19 protein-coding genes are annotated in these 18637 nt (G+C 61.1%); 7 read left to right on the forward strand and 12 right to left on the reverse strand.

Annotation, left to right across the window (positions count from 1 at the left end; translation table 11 throughout):
* Positions 1-99: 99 nt before the first annotated feature.
* Genes AC07OE_RS00005 through AC07OE_RS00035 form a run of 7 tightly spaced genes read right to left on the reverse strand, consistent with a single transcriptional unit; the run spans position 100 to position 4407 of the window.
* Positions 100-558, reverse strand: a complete 459-nt coding sequence (locus AC07OE_RS00005; protein ID WP_495068514.1) for a hypothetical protein — start codon at positions 556-558, stop codon at positions 100-102.
* A gap of 23 nt (positions 559-581) precedes the next feature.
* The gene (locus AC07OE_RS00010; RefSeq protein ID WP_495068515.1) at positions 582-1232 is read right to left on the reverse strand and encodes a histidine phosphatase family protein; all 651 of its coding nucleotides are present in this window, start codon (positions 1230-1232) and stop codon (positions 582-584) included.
* A complete protein-coding gene (locus AC07OE_RS00015; protein ID WP_495068516.1) occupies positions 1232-1822 on the reverse strand; it encodes a DUF4136 domain-containing protein in 591 nt (196 codons plus the stop codon). Before AC07OE_RS00015 ends, AC07OE_RS00010 begins: the two co-directional genes overlap by 1 nt.
* An 11-nt stretch (positions 1823-1833) precedes the next feature.
* Complete coding sequence (gene ttcA / locus AC07OE_RS00020) at positions 1834-2796, reverse strand: tRNA 2-thiocytidine(32) synthetase TtcA (RefSeq protein ID WP_495068517.1); 963 nt, start codon at positions 2794-2796, stop codon at positions 1834-1836.
* Positions 2797-2822: 26 nt separating this feature from the next.
* Positions 2823-3194, reverse strand: coding sequence for a dihydroneopterin aldolase (locus AC07OE_RS00025; protein WP_495068518.1), 372 nt, complete (start codon positions 3192-3194; stop codon positions 2823-2825).
* Positions 3191-3592 (reverse strand): dihydroneopterin aldolase, encoded by a 402-nt coding sequence (locus tag AC07OE_RS00030; RefSeq protein WP_495068519.1) that lies wholly within the window; start codon positions 3590-3592, stop codon positions 3191-3193. The genes AC07OE_RS00025 and AC07OE_RS00030 overlap by 4 nt, the downstream gene beginning before the upstream one ends.
* Positions 3589-4407, reverse strand: coding sequence for an SDR family NAD(P)-dependent oxidoreductase (locus tag AC07OE_RS00035; RefSeq protein WP_495068520.1), 819 nt, complete (start codon positions 4405-4407; stop codon positions 3589-3591). Before AC07OE_RS00035 ends, AC07OE_RS00030 begins: the two co-directional genes overlap by 4 nt.
* 38 nt (positions 4408-4445) lie before the next feature.
* On the opposite strand from AC07OE_RS00035, the gene AC07OE_RS00040 reads away from it, so the two are divergent.
* The 7 genes from AC07OE_RS00040 (at position 4446) to AC07OE_RS00070 (ending at position 12342) form a co-directional block, all read left to right on the forward strand.
* Positions 4446-5567 carry a class I SAM-dependent methyltransferase gene (locus AC07OE_RS00040; RefSeq protein WP_495068521.1) on the forward strand — a complete coding sequence of 374 codons (1122 nt, stop codon included), beginning with the start codon at positions 4446-4448 and terminating at the stop codon, positions 5565-5567.
* A gap of 159 nt (positions 5568-5726) precedes the next feature.
* A complete protein-coding gene (locus AC07OE_RS00045; protein ID WP_495068522.1) occupies positions 5727-6710 on the forward strand; it encodes an ROK family protein in 984 nt (327 codons plus the stop codon).
* Positions 6711-6899: 189 nt separating this feature from the next.
* A complete protein-coding gene (locus tag AC07OE_RS00050; RefSeq protein WP_495068523.1) occupies positions 6900-8150 on the forward strand; it encodes an ABC transporter substrate-binding protein in 1251 nt (416 codons plus the stop codon).
* A 96-nt stretch (positions 8151-8246) separates the two neighbouring features.
* The gene (locus tag AC07OE_RS00055) at positions 8247-9509 is read left to right on the forward strand and encodes an ABC transporter substrate-binding protein (protein ID WP_495068524.1); all 1263 of its coding nucleotides are present in this window, start codon (positions 8247-8249) and stop codon (positions 9507-9509) included.
* Between the two features lie 5 nt (positions 9510-9514).
* Positions 9515-10393: a carbohydrate ABC transporter permease gene (locus tag AC07OE_RS00060; protein WP_495068525.1), complete on the forward strand. Its 879-nt coding sequence runs from the start codon at positions 9515-9517 to the stop codon at positions 10391-10393.
* Between the two features lie 17 nt (positions 10394-10410).
* Positions 10411-11265 carry a carbohydrate ABC transporter permease gene (locus AC07OE_RS00065; RefSeq protein WP_495068526.1) on the forward strand — a complete coding sequence of 285 codons (855 nt, stop codon included), beginning with the start codon at positions 10411-10413 and terminating at the stop codon, positions 11263-11265.
* Between the two features lie 3 nt (positions 11266-11268).
* A complete protein-coding gene (locus tag AC07OE_RS00070) occupies positions 11269-12342 on the forward strand; it encodes an ABC transporter ATP-binding protein (RefSeq protein WP_495068527.1) in 1074 nt (357 codons plus the stop codon).
* 261 nt (positions 12343-12603) lie between these two features.
* Here AC07OE_RS00070 and xylA read toward each other — a convergent pair whose 3' ends face one another.
* The 5 genes from xylA to AC07OE_RS00095 all read right to left on the reverse strand — a co-directional run bounded on the left by xylA (position 12604) and on the right by AC07OE_RS00095 (position 18548).
* Positions 12604-13917, reverse strand: coding sequence for a xylose isomerase (xylA, locus tag AC07OE_RS00075; protein WP_495068528.1), 1314 nt, complete (start codon positions 13915-13917; stop codon positions 12604-12606).
* A gap of 68 nt (positions 13918-13985) precedes the next feature.
* Positions 13986-15434: a xylulokinase gene (gene xylB, locus AC07OE_RS00080; RefSeq protein WP_495068529.1), complete on the reverse strand. Its 1449-nt coding sequence runs from the start codon at positions 15432-15434 to the stop codon at positions 13986-13988.
* A 2-nt stretch (positions 15435-15436) separates the two neighbouring features.
* Positions 15437-16615 carry an ROK family transcriptional regulator gene (locus tag AC07OE_RS00085; protein WP_495068530.1) on the reverse strand — a complete coding sequence of 393 codons (1179 nt, stop codon included), beginning with the start codon at positions 16613-16615 and terminating at the stop codon, positions 15437-15439.
* Positions 16616-16635: 20 nt separating this feature from the next.
* The gene (locus AC07OE_RS00090) at positions 16636-17415 is read right to left on the reverse strand and encodes an ATP-binding cassette domain-containing protein (protein WP_495068531.1); all 780 of its coding nucleotides are present in this window, start codon (positions 17413-17415) and stop codon (positions 16636-16638) included.
* A complete protein-coding gene (locus AC07OE_RS00095; protein WP_495069116.1) occupies positions 17412-18548 on the reverse strand; it encodes a sugar ABC transporter permease in 1137 nt (378 codons plus the stop codon). The genes AC07OE_RS00090 and AC07OE_RS00095 overlap by 4 nt, the downstream gene beginning before the upstream one ends.
* Positions 18549-18637 lie beyond the last annotated feature (89 nt).

Below are 18637 nucleotides of genomic sequence, written 5' to 3' on the forward strand. Positions count from 1 at the left end.
AAATTGGCAATAATAAGGACTTGATATTGCAGAAAGGCCCCCTATGGATCGGTTATTGTCAATGCGGGTTTTCGAGAGGGGCGCCGCGTAGCGGGCTGACTATTTAGCGCGGAAATCGCGCCACTGTGCCCGTGTGAACCAGCCGCTGACGCCTGCCAGCACGGCAAAGAACAGCAACGTGCCCCAGGCGATGTTGGGGAAGTCCCAGGCAAAGCTCAGTACTGCCATGGTGCTGATGAAAAAGAGCAGGCCGGAGAGCAAAGCAAAGACCAGCGCCAAGGCGCGCTCTACGCCGGATTGCAGCTTTTTCACGGTTTGGTGGGTGTCTTGCCAGGCCTGTGCCGCGTCGTCCAGCGGGCTGGCGTCCTGTGCCGCCAATGCTTGCGCTACATCGGCCTGCTTGACGAGTGCCGCGAAGTCTCCGTGCGCAGGCCGTGCGGCGCGTCTGCGCCACCAGAACACGACAAACAGCAGGGCGATGGCCGCCACGATCAAGGCCGCGTAGAGCAACTGATCCTGCCAGGGGACCGAAGCCGCGTGCATCAAGTAATGGCCCATGCCTGTACTCCCTCCTTAGTCCTTCAGGTGCTGGATTCGTCCAGTGCGTTCTCGTCCAGATGCCGGGTATCGGCCCAGCCGACCAGCGTCAGGGCGTCGGGGGTCCACAGCAGGCGGTTGATGGCCGTATTGCCCAGCTCCCAGGTGCGGGGGGCATGCAATTCCTGGCGGGTGGCCAGGCGGTACAGCATGTCCATCACCCCCCCGTGGGCGACCAGCACAATGTGCTCGCCCATGTGCCGGGCGGCGATCTCATTCACCGTGCGCGACACCCGATCCAGCAACTGCAACGGCGTCTCTCCGCCGGGTGGGGCAAAGTGCGGATCGCGCTGTTTCCAGCGGCGGGATTCTTCGGGCCATTGTTCCGCAATGGCAGCCCAGGTCTGGCCTTCAAAGCGCCCAAAGCCACGTTCGCGCAGGCCTGGATGCAAATGCACCTCGCGGGCTTGCGGATGGGCCGCGCGGCTGGCGATTGCCTGGGCCGTGGCGTGTGCGCGGGACAGGTCACTGCTGTACACACGATCGATGGCCTCGTCGGCCAGAGCTAAGCCCACCCGCTCTGCCTGCCACAGGCCGCGGTCATTGAGGCCAATATCCAGCTGACCCTGGATGCGGGTGTCCACATTCCAGGCGGTTTCGCCGTGGCGCACGGCAATGATGCGGGTGGCTGCCATCAGCGTGCACCTTTGCCCGGTGCGGGAAGTTCCACCACCACTTTGTAAGTGCCGGCTTGTGGGTAGTTTTGGAGTGCGGCTTCCAGCATGGGGGGCAGCAGGTTCAAGGTGTCGCCCCAAGGGCCTTCAAACACGGCGGATGTCTCGTAGGCAGCCTGGCCACTGGCGCTGTCGCGCAGCAACAGGTGCACGCGGTGGCGTATCCAGGGCGGGTCTAGGTCCAGCACGGGGCGCTCGTACCACAGGCCATTGGTACCCAGTACGAGACCGTAGCGCGGCGGACGCGCATAGGGGTTGGGCATGCCTTCAGAGCCCACGCTTACCTGCACCACGTAACGTGGGGCGGTGTCGCTGCGGTGCAGCCCCACACGCTCCATCGCCTCGGCGGTCATCGCTTCGATGCGGTCCTGCACGCTGCTGGCCGCCTGCGATGGCAGACGCTCGAACCGGAAGCTGGCGCCGGTAACTGCAGGCGCAGTACCGACAAAGCTCTGCACATCGCTGTCGATCATGCGCGAGGTGGCGCAGCCGGCCAGCAGCAAGGCCATGCAGACGAGTGCAAAACGGAAGAGCGCGATGCGCAGTCGCATGTGTGTTCCTTCTACATACTGAGCACTTGCAAACCAGGCAACCCCGACAGCCCAGGTAAGGCAGGCGCCGGAAATTCCTCGGCATCAAATGCCTTGTCGCCATCCTCGTCAGCGACGCCGGTGGTCTGGATGTTCTTGAAGTCGTATTTGGTGTGGTCCATCAAATGCGAGGGCACCACGTTCTGCAGGGCGGTGAACATGGTCTCCGCGCGGCCGGGGTACTGCTTTTCCCAGTCGCGCAGCATGTTGCCGATCTGCACGCGCTGCAGATTAGTTTGGCTACCGCAGAGGGTGCAGGGAATGATGGGGAACTGTCGGTGTGCTGCCCAACGGATCAGGTCTTTTTCGGCTACGTAGGCCAGCGGGCGGATAACGATGAATTCACCGTTGTCGCTGGCCAGCTTGGGCGGCATGCCCTTGAGCTTGCCGCCGAAGAACATGTTCAGGAAGAAGGTCTGCAACATGTCATCGCGGTGGTGACCCAGTGCCAGTTTGTTGCAGCCGAGCTTGCGTGCCACGTTGTACAAAATGCCGCGGCGCAGGCGACTGCACAGGCTGCACATGGTCTTGCCTTCGGGGATGTTTTTCTTGACGATGGAGTAGGTGTCCTGCGTCTCGATGTGGAACTCCACGCCCAGCTTGGCCAGGTATTCAGGCAGGATATGGTCGGGAAATCCAGGCTGTTTTTGGTCCAGGTTGACGGCCACGATCTTGAAGTCGATGGGCGCACGCTGCTGCATCTTCAGCAGGATGTCGAGCATGCCGTAGCTGTCCTTGCCGCCGGACATGCAGACCATCACGCGGTCGCCTTCCTCGATCATGTTGAAGTCCATGATGGCCTGGCCCACCTGGCGGCACAGGCGTTTCTCGAGTTTGTGCGTTTCGCGCTCGATCTTCAGTTCTTTTTGGCGGCTCCCTGTCTCGGCAGCTTCTGCCTTGTCCATGGTTTCGTCTTCAACCCACACTGCACTCATATCGTTCTCCATTGCGCCGTTTGCGCTCACCACTGGCCAGTTTCCATGCGGATGGCCACTTCACAATCTTCAAAAATTTCCAGTTTGGCTATTTTTACGCGCACGCCCAGTACACCTGGTAGCTGCATCAGGCGGTTTGCCAGTTTGCCAATCAGCGTTTCCAGCAGGTTCACGTGCTCAGCCGTGCACTCGGCAATGATGATTTGGCGCACCTTGCGGTAGTCCAGCACATGGTTGATGTCATCGTCATGCGGCAGCAAGGGTTGGGTACCCAGGCTCAGTTCGGCGTCTACTTGGATGGGCTGAGGTGCGGTTTTTTCCGATTCCAGAATGCCCAGGTTGGCGTCAAAGCGCAGGCCCGTGAGGGTCAGGGTTTGGTGACCGGTACTGGCCTTCATGCGTTCATGCCTTTCATGCGGAATACTTCGACGCCCACGCCCGCACAGTCGGGGTATACGTCCGGTTTTTGGGTAGAGAGGCGCACGGCGCGCACCTGCGGGTGGGCGAGCAACTGGGTTGTCAGTTCATCGCACAAGGTTTCCTGCAGCTCTATGTGTCCTTGGCCCACGCGTGCGGCAATGACTTCGCGCACAAAGTCGTAGTCCACTACTTCATCCAGCTTGTCCGCCTTGGGCGTGCTGCTGGCAAAAGGCACAAACAATTCCACGTTGAACACCAGGCGTTGGGTCACGCCTTTTTCAAAATCATGCGCGCCAATCTGCACCGGCGCCACGTGGTCGCGCAGAAACAGGCGGCGGCACTCCAAGGCCAGGGTGTCGAAAATACCCGTGCTCATGCGGACTGTCCTTTGCCGTCCTGCACTACGAACATCACGTCGCGGGCCAGCGGCACCAGATGCTGGCCGTTGTCCACCGCAATGGTCACGCCATTGATGGCAGGGTTCTGCGCCAGGAACACGCAGGTGCTAGCCACCTGTTTGGGATCCAGCGGTGTGCGCAACAGGTTGACGCGGGAGGCCTGGTCAAAGTTGTCCTCGGTTTGCGGGCCGCTCAAGAACATCAGTCCCGGCGCCACGCCGCACACGCGGATGGCAGGCGCCAACGCCTGCGCTTGCAAGGCCACGGCGCGCTCCAGCGCCAGCTTGGTGACGGTGTACGAAAAATAGTCCGGGTTCAGGTTGAATACCTTTTGGTCCAGCACATGGATGATGCTGCGCGCGCCGGAGGGCTCGTCGCTCGCGGTTTGGGCCATCAGGCTGGACAGCGACAGGGGTGCCAGCAGATTCACTTCGATTTGTTGACGCGCACCGTCCACATCCATGGCCTGGCCGCTGTCGGGCTCAAAGCTGGACGCATTGTTCACCAGGCAGTGCAGCGGGCCGGACTTTGCAGCGATCTGCTCCACCATCGCGCGGCGGCTGTCTTCTTGGGCGAGGTCCGCATGGATCGCGTGCGCCTCGTGGCCCTGGGTGCGCAGATTGGCGCACAAGGCCTCTGCGGCCTCGGCGCTGCGTTGGTAGTGGCACCACACTTCCCAGCCGGCCTGGGCAAACTGGGCGCAGAGCAGCGCGCCCAGGCGATGGGCGCCGCCAGTGATGAGTACGCGTTTAAGCACCAAATAGTCCTTGAGCGGGGTGGGATGCGGGGGCAAGATAATCCTTGGCTTTACCAAACACGAGACCGTTGTTCATGTTCACTGCCGAAAGCATTCCGGCCAGCCTGACCCGAATTATCGCGGATGCCATTGAAAAAGCCGGCGGTTGGCAGGGTTTTGACGCGTTTATGGGCCAGGCCCTCTATACGCCGGGGCTGGGCTACTACGCAAACGGGTTGTCCAAATTTGGCCAGATGCCGCAGGGCCTGCGAGGCACCGAGGGCGTAACCGGGGCGGGCAGCGACTTTGTGACCGCACCTGAAATGACGCCTCTGTTTGGCCAGGCGCTGGCTCGCCAGGTAGCGCAGGTGCTGGAGGCCACGGGTACTGACGAGGTGTGGGAGTTTGGCGCTGGCACCGGCGCGCTGGCGCTGCAACTGCTGGGCGCACTGGGTGACAAGGCGCAGCGTTACACCATTGTGGATTTGTCCGATTCGCTCAAGGAGCGGCAACGCGTCGCTCTGGCGGCCTATGGAGACAAGGTGGTGTGGGCCACCGAGTTGCCACCTTCCATGCGCGGCGTGGTGGTGGGCAATGAGGTGCTGGACGCCATGCCGGTACAACTGCTGGTGCGCAAAGGCGGCACCTGGCATGAGCGCGGCGTGGTCGTGGAGCAGGGGAGTTTGCAATGGAGCGACCGCCCCACCGCATTGCGACCACCGGTGGAGATCGACGGCGAACATGATTACCTGACTGAGATACACCCACAAGGCGAAGCCTTTGTTCGGACCCTGGCGGACCGTCTGGAGCTTGGGGTCGCGTTGTTACTGGACTATGGTTTTCCTGAGAGTGAGTACTACCATGTGCAGCGCCACATGGGCACCGTGATGTGCCACAGGGCGCATCAGGCCGACAGCGAGCCGCTGTTGGAGGTGGGCCTCAAAGACATCACCGCGCATGTGAACTTCACCGGTATAGCGGTGGCCGCACAGGATGCAGGTCTGGACGTGTTGGGCTATACCAGCCAGGCCCATTTTCTGATCAACTGTGGTTTGGTCGAGTCCATGCAGGAAGCGGCCCTGCCAGACCGCGTGGCGGCGCAGAAGCTGATCGTGGAGCACGAGATGGGCGAGTTTTTCAAGGTCATCGCCCTGGGCCGCGGTGTGGATCTACCGCTACTGGGCTTTTCCCGGGGCGATAAAACGCACCGCCTGTGAGGAAGGGGCGGCCTTCGGTAACGGGTCTGTAACAGGTGAGGGGGCTTGCAAGGTAGTATCAGCCGCCCGCTGTAATGAATGGTTAACACTGTGATCGGCGGCCGCACGACGACCCGCCTTCGGCCTTGGTCACCCCTGATTTTTTTGAGCGAGACAGCCATGCAAACAAGCACTTCAGAACTCTTTGTGAAACTGCCTGCGGGCGCGGCCCCAGTGGCCTGCGTGGATATTGGGGGCACCAAGGTTGCCGTCAATGTGGCCGACACCAACGGTGTGAGGGGCAAGGTGTCCGAGCCGACCTGCAAAGAAGGCAATAACGACGCGCTGGCGGTGCAAATCATCCGCATGATTGGCGAGAGCTGTGCGCTGGCCGGTGTTCCCGTAGCAGACATTTCTGCCGTGGGTGTGGCTACTTGCGGCCCCTTCGTGATCAACCAAGGCATGGTCGAGCTGGCAGGCCCCAACATTTGCGGTGGGCTGGCCGGCAAGGCACGGGGCCTGCCCAATGACTGGAATACGGCCCTGCTGGAGGCGCCGCTAAACGCCGCTTTTCCCAATGTGCGCGTGGAGAACGACGGTGTTGGTGCCTTGGAGGCCGAACGCCGCTGGGGCGCGCTGCAGGGGCTGGATCACTGTGCCTACGTGACCTGGAGCACCGGCATCGGCATGGGCCTGTGTGTGGACGGACACATCCTGCGCGGCAAGAACGGCAATGCCGGCCATGCTGGCCACACCTTTGTCATCAGCAATGACGACGCCCTGTGCGGCTGTGGACTTGTGGGAGACGTGGAGGGGCTGGTGGCGGGTAACGCCATCCCGCGCCGTTTCGGTCATGACGGTTTCACCGATGCTGCTACGCTTTTTGTAGCTGCTCGCGCAGGCGATGCGAGGGCTGTGGCCATTGTGGACGGTTTGTGCGAGGTGATGGGGCGGACCCTGTTCAACATGGTTGCCACGCTGGACCTGCAGCGCATCAGCGTGGGCGGCAGTGTGTTCTGGCATAACCGCGACTACCTGCTGCCCAAGCTGCAAAACTACCTCAAGGGCAAGCTGCCCGCCCTGACCAACAACGTCGAAATCGTGCCCGCCGGTTTGGGCGAGAAGGTGGGGGACTACGCGGCCCTGGCTCTGGTGGTGGGCTAAGCGGCAGTTGAGCGACTACATCTAGCGCCTTGATTTGAGGCGCCCTAGGGAAACTCCTAGTAGTTGAACGTTAAGAATTAATTAAAAATTAATTAATTCGAACTGGCATGGTGCTGGTTCGAATGCAACGTTGCTTCTGGCCCTCTCTAAGACAACGGGCTGCGAAGACAAAACTTTTTTGGAGACAAGATGTTGAAGCTTTCTAAACTCGCCACCGCAGTGGCACTCGTGGTTGCTGGTTCGGCCGCTGTGGCTGGTGAAGTGGAAGTCCTGCACTACTGGACATCCGGCGGCGAAGCCAAGTCGGTTGCTGAACTGAAGAAGATCATGCAAGCCAAGGGCCACGTCTGGAAAGACTTTGCAGTGGCTGGCGGCGGCGGCGACAACGCAGCCACCGTGCTGAAGAGCCGTGTTGTGAGCGGCAATCCCCCCGCAGCTGCCCAGATCAAGGGCCCTGGCATTCAGGAATGGGCAACCGAAGGCGTGTTGGCCAACCTGGACGCAACTGCCAAAGCCGAAAACTGGGACGCTCTGCTGCCCAAGGTTGTTGCCGACGTGATGAAGTACAAGGGCAACTACGTCGCTGCTCCCGTGAACGTGCACCGCGTGAACTGGATGTGGGCCAACAAGGCTGTGCTGGACAAAGCCGGCGTGAAGTCCACTCCCAAGACTTGGGACGAATTTTTCAAGGCTGCTGACGCTGTCAAGAAGGCTGGCCTGATCCCCGTGGCACACGGTGGCCAAAACTGGCAAGACTTCACCACCTTTGAATCGGTGGTGTTGGGTGTGGGCGGTGCCAAGTTCTACACGGACGCTCTGGTGCACCTGGATCAGAAGGCGCTGACCAGCGACACCATGAAGAAGTCTCTGGAAACCTTCCGCAAGGTCAAGAGCTACACCGACGCAGCCGCTCCCGGCCGCGACTGGAACCTGGCAACTGCCATGGTTATCAAGGGCGACGCAGCATTCCAGTTCATGGGTGATTGGGCCAAGGGCGAATTCACTGCTGCTGGCAAGGTTCCCGGCAAGGACTACATCTGCGCTGCTGCTCCTGGCACCGACAAGGCTTACACCTTCAACGTGGACTCGTTTGCCATGTTCAAGCTGAAGGACGCTGGCGCCCAAAAGGCCCAGGCTGACCTGGCTGCTTCCATCATGGGCACCGAGTTCCAGGAAGTTTTCAACTTGAACAAGGGATCCATCCCTGTGCGTTTGGGCATGAAGATGGACAAGTTTGACGATTGCGCCAAGGCTTCTGCCAAGGACTTCGTCGACACCGCCAAGACCGGTGGTCTGGTTCCTTCCGTTGCCCACGGCATGGCCATCAAGCCAGCTGCTGAAGGCGCGATCAAGGATGCCGTGTCCCAGTTCTGGAACGACGACAAGATCTCGGTGGCTGACGGCATTGCCAACATCGCCAAGGCTGCTCAGACCAAGTAAGTCTTACTGACGCGCAAGCGTCAGCGGTCTCAAAGAGCCCCATCCCCGGCCGGGGGTGGGGCTGTTTTAAATTCCGGTTCCTGAAGGTTCCTCATCATGTCTATCCATTCCTCTTTGCGTTGCCTGATGGCCGGGTTGGCCATGTGTGCTGGTGCGAGCCTGTGGGCTGGCGAGGTGGAGGTGCTCCACTACTGGACGTCTGGCGGCGAGGCCAAATCGGTGGCCGAACTCAAAGGCATGATGGCTGACCGTGGCCATACCTGGAAGGACTTCACGGTGACCGGTGGTGGCGGACAAAACGCCATGGCTGTGCTCAAGCAGCGCGTGCTGGCGGGCAATGCCCCCGCGGCGGCCAACATCAAGGGCCCCGCCATTCAGGAGTGGGCCGAGCTCAATGTGCTGACCAACCTGGACGCCATGGCCTCCTTTGAGAAGTGGGACGAGGTGCTGCCCAAGGTGGTGGCAGACCAGATGAAGTACAAAGGCCGCTACGTGGCCGTGCCGGTGAACGTGCACCGGGTGAACTGGTTGTGGGCCAACTCAGCCGTGCTGAAAAAAGCCGGCGTGGCGTCTCTGCCCAAAACCTATGACGAATTCTTTGCCGCTGCCGACAAGATCAAGGCGGCCGGCTTTATCCCCGTGGCCCATGGTGGGCAGGATTGGCAGGACTTCACGGTGTTCGAGTCCGTGGTGCTGGGCGTGGGCGGCGCAGCCTTCTACGACAAAGCACTGGTCAAACTGGACCGTGCAGCCTTGGCCAGCGATGAGATGCGCAAGTCTCTCGAAGTGTTCCGCCGCATCAAGAGCTACACCGACGACAAATCGCCGGGCCGCGACTGGAATGTGACTACCGAACTGGTCATCAACGGCAAGGCGGGCTTCCAATTCATGGGCGACTGGGCCAAGGGCGAGTTCCTGGCCGCAGGCCAAGTCCCAGGCAAGGACTTCACTTGCTCTGCAGCCCCCGGCACTGACAAGGCCTACACCTTCAACGTGGACTCCTTTGCCATGTTCCAGCTCAAGAGCTGGGAAGCACAAAAGGCCCAGGGGTATCTGGCCTACCTGCTCATGGGCGAGAAATTCCAGGAGAAATTCAACCTGCGCAAGGGCTCTATCCCCGTGCGGTTGGGCATGTCCATGGACAAATTTGACGAATGCGCCAAGACTTCGAGCAAAGACTTTGTAGCCACCTCGAATGCCGGAACCCTGGTTCCCTCGGTGGCACACGGTATGGCGCTTTCGTCTGCCAACCAAGCGGCTATGCGCACGGTGGTGACGGATTTCTGGAACAACGACAAAGCCACGGTCAATGACACCGTGGGCAAACTGGTAGCGCTGAACTCTCCCAAGCAGAAATAGAACGTATGAAAACTTTTGAAAATGTACTCCCCAAGCTGGTGATCGCACCGGGCTTCGTGCTCGGCTTTGCGTTCATCTACGGCTTCATGATCTGGAACGGCGTACTGTCGGTCACCGGCTCACGCATGCTGCCCAATTACGAAGAATTTGTGGGGCTTGAGCAATACGCGCGCCTGTGGGAGATGGACCGCTGGCTCATTGCGCTGAAGAATCTGGGCATATTCAGTGTGCTGTACGTGGGTGGCTCCATGGTGCTGGGTATGGGCCTGGCGATTTTTCTGGACCAGAAAATCCGCTTTGAAGGCGTGCTGCGCACGGTGTATCTGTACCCCATGGCGCTGTCGTTCATCGTGACGGGCACCGCCTGGAAATGGATCTTGAATCCCAGCCTGGGCCTGGAAAAGCTCATGCACGACCTAGGCTGGAGCAGCTTTCACTTTGACTGGCTGGTGCAATCTGAAACCGCCATCTACTGCGTGGTGATCGCCGGTATCTGGCAGTCCGCCGGCTTTGCCATGGCCTTGTCGCTGGCCGGCCTGCGCGGCATTGATGACAGCATCATCAAGGCCGCCCAGATCGATGGGGCCTCGCTGCCCCGCATTTATTGGCGCATCATTTTGCCCATCCTGCGCCCCGTGGTGTTCTCCACTGTGCTGGTGCTGTCGCACCTGTCCATCAAGAGTTTTGACCTGGTGATGGCACTGACCTCTGGCGGCCCTGGCTTCGCGTCTGATGTGCCCGCCACCTTCATGTACACCATGAGCTTCACCCGCGGCCAGATCGGCCTGGGCGCAGCCAGCGCCACCATGATGTTGGCCACCGTGGCCGCCATTGTGGTGCCCTACCTCTACAGCGAATTGCGCTCCAAACCCCACGACCGCTAATTCACGATCGCAAATTTATGTTGTCCAAAAATCTCCCCCGCATCCTGATCTACGGCGTTCTGCTGATCGCCGCTTTCTTCTTCCTCGCGCCGCTCTACGTGATGCTGGCCACCTCGTTCAAGGACGCCGAGCAAATCCGCTCCGGCAACCTGTTGAGCCTGCCCAACAGCCTGAACTTCGAGTCCTGGAAACTGGCCTGGTCCACCGCCTGTACCGGTGTGGACTGCCGCGGCCTGCAGCCGTACTTTGTGAACTCCATCATCATGGCCGTTCCCGCCGTGCTGATCTCCACTGCCTGGGGCGCCATCAATGGCTACGTGCTGTCGATGTGGAAGTTCAAGGGCAGCGAGGTGCTGTTCGGCTTCATGCTGTTTGGTGTATTCATGCCCTTCCAGGTTGTGCTCTTGCCCATGAGCCAGGTGCTGGGTTTCCTGGGCTTGTCCAGCTCCCTGGGTGGCCTGATCCTGGTGCATTGCATTGCAGGTTTGGCTGGTACCACACTGTTTTTCCGCAACTACTACACGGCCATCCCGCGTGAGCTGGTCAACGCCGCGCGCATTGACGGTGCCGGCTTCTGGCGCATCTTTTTCCGCATCGTGGTGCCCATGTCCACGCCCATCCTGATGGTGACGCTGATCTGGCAGTTCACCAACATCTGGAACGACTTCCTGTTCGGTGTGGCCTTCAGCGGCGCGGACAGCAAACCCATCACCGTTGGCCTGAACAACATGGCCAACACCTCAAGCAGCGTCAAGAGCTACAACGTCGACATGGCTGCGGCCGTGATTGCCGGTCTCCCCACCATGCTGGTCTACGTACTCGCAGGTCAATATTTTGTGAAAGGTCTCACCGCCGGCGCGGTGAAAGGATAAAAAATGGCAGCTTCTCTCCAAATCGCAGGCATCCGCAAAGTTTTCGGCAAAGGTGAAAAAGCCGTCGAAGTTCTCAAGAAAATCGAAATTGACGTTGCTCCCGGCGAGTTCCTGATCTTGGTTGGCCCTTCGGGTTGCGGCAAGTCCACGCTACTCAACATCATTGCGGGCCTGGAAGAACCCTCCGAAGGTGAACTGCGCATTGCCGGCAAGAACGTGGTGGGCGTGGCCCCCGCACAGCGCGACATTGCCATGGTGTTCCAGAGCTACGCGCTGTACCCCACCATGAGCGTGGCCGACAACATCGGCTTCGCGCTGGAAATGCGCAAGGTACCACTCGAAGAGCGCAAGAAGCGCATCGCCGAAGTGGCCGCCATGCTGCAAATCGAACACTTGCTGGACCGCCGCCCCGCGCAGCTGTCAGGCGGTCAGCGTCAGCGTGTGGCCATGGGCCGCGCCCTGGCACGCGACCCCCAACTCTTCTTGTTTGACGAACCGCTCTCCAACCTGGACGCCAAGCTGCGCGTTGAAATGCGCGCCGAAATCAAGCGCCTGCACCAAGTGAGCGGTATTACCAGCGTGTACGTGACGCACGACCAGATCGAAGCCATGACGCTGGGCAGCCGCATCGCGGTCATGAAGGACGGCATCCTGCAGCAAATCGGCACGCCCGACGATATCTATAGCCGCCCGGCCAACACCTATGTGGCCAGCTTCATCGGCTCCCCCACCATGAACCTGATCAAGGGCCATGTGGAAGTGCCTGGTGCGCAAGGCCGCTTTGTCTTCAACGGAAGCGCTTTGCAACTGGCCACTCCCGCTGTGGGTGATGCCACACTGGGCGTACGCCCCGAGCACGTGCACCTGGTGTCCGACGCCTCCTGGCGCGGCGAGGTCATGGTGGTGGAACCCACAGGTGCCGACACCTATGTGGTGGTGAAGACGGCCGCTGGCGATGTGACCGTGCGTACCGCCCCCAAGAGCCAGTGGAAAGCCGGGGACCAGGTAGGCCTGGAAGTTAGCGCCGCCAACGTCAACTGGTTTGGCACTACGACAGGTGTGCGTCTGGACGCGTAATTCAGAAGCCGAAAAACCAAAGCGCCGGGTTGTCCCTCACTGGGAGCCCGGCGCTTTTTATTTCTTCAAAAGACTGAACTCAGACAGTATTCATGTTGAACGCACACCGTGAGATGGTCCAGGGCGAGAATCTGGTTTTGCGGTTGGTGTTGCTATGTATTTAATAGCTAACTATTAATATTTCACGGGGGCTGTAGGCTTATTTAATAAAAAACCCCAGTGGGCGCGAGCCCCTGGGGTCTTTATTGCGTCTGGCGCTGATCAGATATAGCTATTCAGCAGGTTCTCCAAATGCTCCTGCCGTCCCGACACGGGCATCGTGTCGGTGTTGTGGCCCACCACGTGAGCAGCTACGGCGTCCAGGCTCATCTTGCCGTCCAGCACGCTTTGGCCAAACGGGGTTTTCCAGCCTGCATAGCGGTCGTCCACCAGCTTGGACAGCTTGCCTTCGGTGATCATCTTTTCTGCGATCAGCAGTGCGCGGGCGGTCACGTCCATGCCGCCAATGTGGCCGTAGAACATGTCTTCGGGGTCGATGGACTGGCGGCGCACCTTGGCATCAAAGTTCACGCCGCCGTTGACGAAGCCGCCACCTTGCATGATGGTGTACATGGCCAGCGCTGTCTCGGGGATGCTGTTGGGGAACTGGTCGGTGTCCCAAGCGCATTGCATGTCGCCGCGGTTCATGTCGATGGAGCCAAAGATACCCAGGTCCACCGCGGTGGCGATTTCGTGCTCGAAACTGTGGCCGGCTAGCGTGGCGTGGTTGGCTTCGATGTTGACCTTGATCTCTTTTTCCAGGCCGTAGCGGCACAGGAAACCGTACACCGTGGCGCTGTCAAAGTCGTACTGGTGCTTGGAGGGTTCGCGAGGCTTGGGTTCGAGCAAGATGGTGCCCTTGAAGCCAATCTTGTGCTTGTACTCCACCACCATGTTGAGGAAGCGACCCATCTGGTCCAGTTCGTGGCCGATGCGGGTGTTCAGCAAGGTCTCATAGCCCTCGCGGCCGCCCCACAGCACGTAGTTGGCGCCGCCCAGTTTCAGGGTGGCGTCCATGGCTTCTTTCACTTGCAGCGCACCCAGGGCAAAAATTTCGGGATTGGGGTTGGTGGCCGCGCCCGACATGAAGCGGCGATGGCTGAACAGGTTGGCCGTGCCCCACAGCAGTTTCATGCCGGTTTGGGCTTGCTTGTTGCCCAGCACCTCGACCATCTCGCGAAAGTTGTTCACGCTCTCGCGTGGGGTGGCGCCTTCGGGGGCGATGTCGCGGTCGTGGAAGCAGTAGTAGGGCGCGCCCAGCTTGCTGAAAAATTCGAACGCTACATCGGCCTTGGCCTTGGCCGCTGCCATGGGGTCAGCCATGTGCTGCCAGGGGCGCTGGAAGGTGTCGCCACCAAACGGGTCCAGGCCATTCCAGCAGAAGCTGTGCCAGTAGCAAACCGCAAAGCGCAGTTGTTCTTCCATGCGCTTGCCCAGCACGATGCGGTCTTTGTCATACCACTTGAACGACAGCGGGTTGCTGGAGTTGGGGCCTTCATAGGCGATGGGGGAGACGTTGGAGAAATAAGTGCTCATGGAGGCGTCCTTGTTTAGTTGTGTGATCGAATTAAATAGAGGGTCGTGGTCCCGTGGGACCTGGTATTTCAAGTGGGGCGGTACAGGCTGCGGAAGTGCGCGTAGCGCGCAGCCAGCAGGTCTTGTTCTGCGGCGTTGGGGTGGTAGCTGGCTTCCACCTCAGGGCTCAGACACACGGGGGCTTGCGCAGCACCGGTGGCCAGCCAACCCAGGCGTGCGGCACCCAGGGCGCCGCCCACGGCGGAGCTGCCATGGGTGACGACTTCGGCATCCAACGCACTGGCCAGTTGTTGCGCCCAGAAGGCACTGCGTGCGCCGCCGCCTACCAGGGACAAGCGTTTCACGCTGCTGCCAGCGGCATTCAGCGCGGCCAGGCCGTCCTTGAGGCCAAAGGTCACGCCTTCGATCACGGCGTAGCCCAAGCGGGCGGCGTCAGTGTCAAAGCTCAGTTGGTGAAAGCTGCCGCGCACATGGGCGTCGTTGTGCGGCGTGCGTTCGCCACCCAGGTAGGGCAAAAACAGGGGAGCGGCTGCGCGGTCGGCTAGCGACAACTCAGCAGCTTTGCCAGCGACCACGCCAGCATTGGGCGCACCCAGCAGGTCGGTCACCCATTGGAGTGAACTTGCGGCCGAGAGCATTACGCTCATTTGGTGCCAGCGACCAGGGACGGCGTGGCAAAACGCATGTGTGGCACTGGCAGCGTTGGGCTGGTAGCTGGGCGTGACAACAAACAGCACGCCGCTGGTGCCTAGCGACAAAAAGCCTTGGCCCGCATCCACCGCGCCCATGCCCACGGCGCTGGCCGCGTTGTCTCCGGCGCCACCGGCCACCACGATGCCTGCGGGCAGGCCCAGGGCCTGGGCCACATCGGCTTTCAGGTAGCCGCCGGGTTCGCTGCCCTCCACCAGGCGCGGCATGTGGGCCTGCGTCAGGCCGGTCAGGCCCAGCAATGCGTCCGACCAGGTGCGTCTTTGCACATCCAGCCACAGTGTGCCGCTGGCGTCCGACATGTCGCTCACGTACTCGCCGGTCAGCTTCAGGCGCACATAGTCCTTGGGCAGCAGCACCTTGGCCACTTGCTGGAAGATGGTGGGCTCATGCTTGGCCACCCAGCGTAGCTTGGGTGCGGTAAATCCTGGCATAGCCAAGCTGCCGGCCAGGTCGGTCAGCGTGGGCAGCTCGGCCATCATCTCGTTGCACTCGATGGCGCAGCGCGTGTCGTTCCACAAAATGGCGGGGCGCAGCACCTGGTCCTGCGCGTCCAGCAGCACGGCGCCGTGCATCTGGCCTGACAGGCCAATGGCCTGAGCAGCCGCATATTCCTTGGGGTAGGCCGTACGCAGCTGGGCCAGGGCTGACTGGGTGGCAGCCCACCAGTCGTGCGGGTTCTGTTCGCTGTGGCCCGGGTGCGGGCGCTGCACGGTGAGGGCCGTGCCGGCCGAGCCGACCACGGTGTGGTCGGTGGCCAGAAGCAGCACCTTCACTTCGGAGGTGCCAATGTCAATGCCGATAAACATGGTTATGCAGTTTCAGTGGTGGTAACGGAGGTCGTTTCAGTTGCGTCGCCGGTTGGGGGCGTCGGCACGGGCGCGCGGGTGTGCATGGGGCGCAGGTCGTGGTGCAACACCAGCGCCGCAGCTCCCACGGCGGAGGCCAGCAGGCCAAAGCGCGCGGTGCGCACGGTGGGCGCTGCCATGCCGGCGCTGTCGGCATAGGTTTGCAGCGTGGCCTTCGCCACTTCCACAATGCCGGGATACTGCTCGCACGAGGGGCCGCCCACCACCAGCAAGCTGGGGTTGAAGGTGGTCCACAGGTTTTGCAGTACCACCCCCAGGTAGTGGCCGCCTTGGGTGGGTTGCTTCAGTTTGCCCAGTGTGCGGGCGCCAAAAAAAGTCTCGGCACAGCCCTTGCGGCCGCAGGAACACAGCGGCCCGTCGATTTGCAGAATGCTGTGGCCGATTTCGCCGGCCATGCCCTGGATGCCGGTGAACAGGCGGTCATTGAGCACAATGCCCGCACCCACACCGACGCCGCAGGTCACAAAAATGAGGGAGTCCTTGGCGTCGCCTTCGGAAAACTCGTATTCGCTGAGTGCCGCAGTGTCAGCTTCGTTCTGCACATGCACGGGCACCGGGGGTACGCCAGCCTGGGCCAGAGCCTGGGTGATCAGGGGCACGAAGTCCACATTGCGCCAGCCCAGGTTGGGTGCAAAGCGCAGCATGCCGGTGGCTTCGTCAAATGCACCGGGCAGGCCCACGCCCACACCCGAGAGCTGCACGCCGCGCCGCTTCAGTTGCGTGCGCGTGCGCGCCACCAGACGCGCCGCCTGCCGGCATACGTCTTCTACCTGGGTGCCGGTAAGCGGCTCCTCTAACGCGCAGAGCACCTGGCCGGTGAGCGAGACACCCACCACACGCAGGGCCTCCACCGCCACTTCCACGCCGATCATGCCGCGGGTGCGGCCGTCGATCTGCAGCGGGGTGGACGGGCGGCCCAGGCCCTGGGCCGTGGTCACGTCGTTCTCGGTCAGCCAGCCTTCGTCAATGAGTTCCCGCACCAGCAGGCTGACCGTGGACTTGGTCAGTCCACTCTCGTTGGCCAGTTGGGCGCGGGAGAGCCCGCTCTGGCTGCGCAATAGCCGCAGCAGGACGCTGCGGTTGATGCGTTTGACAAGTTGTTGGTCGCCGGTGGTTTTCATGGTGGGGAGGGGCGCAGGGCTTACAGGTTGTGAGTCTGCGCTTTGCCTTCTGGTTGTTTGCCAGCGATGATCATGCCAAGAACTTCGTCCTCATTCACGTCACTGGTGCGATAACTTCCCACCAATTTGCCGTTTTTCATCACCGCCAGCCTGTCGCTGAGGCCAAAAACGTCGGGCATGTCATGGGTGATGAGGAAAATCCCCACGCCTTCGGCTTTGAGCTGGCGCACCAGGTTGCCTACCATCGCGGTCTCTTCCGGGCCCAATGCGGCGGTCGGCTCGTCCATGATGAGGATCTTGGCGTTGAAGTAGATAGCGCGCGAAATCGCCACTACCTGACGTTGCCCACCCGAGAGGCGACGCACCGGTGTACGCACGTTTTTGAAGTTCTTGTTGAGGCGATGGAATACCTTGCGGGCGTCGGCGTCCATGCGGTGGTCATCCAGCGTGTTCCAGCGGGTCAGCAGTTCGCGCCCGAGAAACAGGTTGGCCACAGCGTCCAGGTTGTCGGCCAGCGCCAGCGTCTGGTAAATCGATTCGATGCCGCAGCGTTGGGCATCCACAGGTGTGCGGATGTTTGCTTTCTCGCCATTGATGAGCACCTCCCCGCTGTCGATGGGGTAGGCCCCGGCCAGCATCTTCATGAGCGTGGACTTGCCCGCACCGTTGTGGCCCAGCAGGGCCACCACCTCGCCGGGGTACAGGTTGACGCTCACGTCGTCCACGGCGTGCACACCGCCAAAGGACTTGCCGATGTTGCGCATCTCGACCAGCGCGGGCTTTGCATTCACGGCGCTCATACGGTGTCTCCTGTCAGGCGGCGGTAAATCACATCAAACACCACCGCAGCAATCAGCACCTGGCCGATGATCACGTAGCGCACCCCAATGGACACGTCGAGCAGCAGCATGCCGCTGTCGATGCTTTGCATGATGAGAGCCCCCAGGACGGAGCCGAGGATCGAACCGCTGCCACCGGCCAGTGCGGTGCCGCCGATCACGGCAGCGGCAATCACGTACAACTCCATGCTGGTACCCAGCGAGTTGGTGCCGGCGTTCAGGCGGGCAATAGACACCATGGCGGCGATGGTAATCAGTACGCCCATCAGCGCAAACAGCATCAGCGTCACGCGGCGCACGGGAATACCCACCAGAGCGGCAGCCTCTGGGTTGCCGCCCATGGCAAACACATAGCGGCCAAAGCGTGTGCGGTGCACGATGAAGGACAGCACGAGGGCCACAGCGCCCCAGATGAGTACGGGAATTGGAACGCCTTGCGGAACGTCCTTGCTGGGCAGCTGGTAGGCATTCATAGAGGCCACAAAGGCCAGCACGATGACCACGGGCACCAGCACGATGGCTGCGTCCAGCCACAGCGGGTTGTTGGGTACGTCGTAGGAAGCCTTGGCGCGGCGTTTGGCCCACATCTGTGCCATCAAGGCCAGCACGATCACACCGGCCAGCAGCCAACTTGCGCTCACGCCTATGGCGCCGTCAAAACCGCCACCCAGGCGTTGGAAAAAGGCGTCGTTGACGGGCTGTGTTTTGCCATCGGCAACCAGGAAAGCCGCGCCGCGGAAGGACATCAGGCCGCCCAGCGTAACGACGAAGGAGGGCACGCCCAGCTTGGCGGTCAGCGCACCTTGGTACAGCGACACGGCGATGGCCACAGCCAGACCGACCAGCGAGGCCGATACCCAGTGCCAGCCCCCCGTGTACATCAGGGTGGCAATCAGCACACCCACAAAACCCATGACGGAGCCCACTGAAAGGTCGATATGGCGAGCCACGATGATGAGCACCACCACGGTCGCCACAATGCCGACCACGGCAGTTTGCTGGGCGATGTTGTAGAGGTTTTCGGGGGACAGAAACAGTCCGCCGGACAGGATGTTGAACACGATGGCAATGGCTGCCAGTACCGTGCCCATCATCACCAGGCGCCAGTCAATGGCCGCCTGTTTGAGCGAATTCAAAACGGGATTCACATGCGTTCTCCGCAGGACATAAAAAAACCGCGGGC

The organism is Rhodoferax sp. GW821-FHT09E07 (assembly GCF_059416145.1).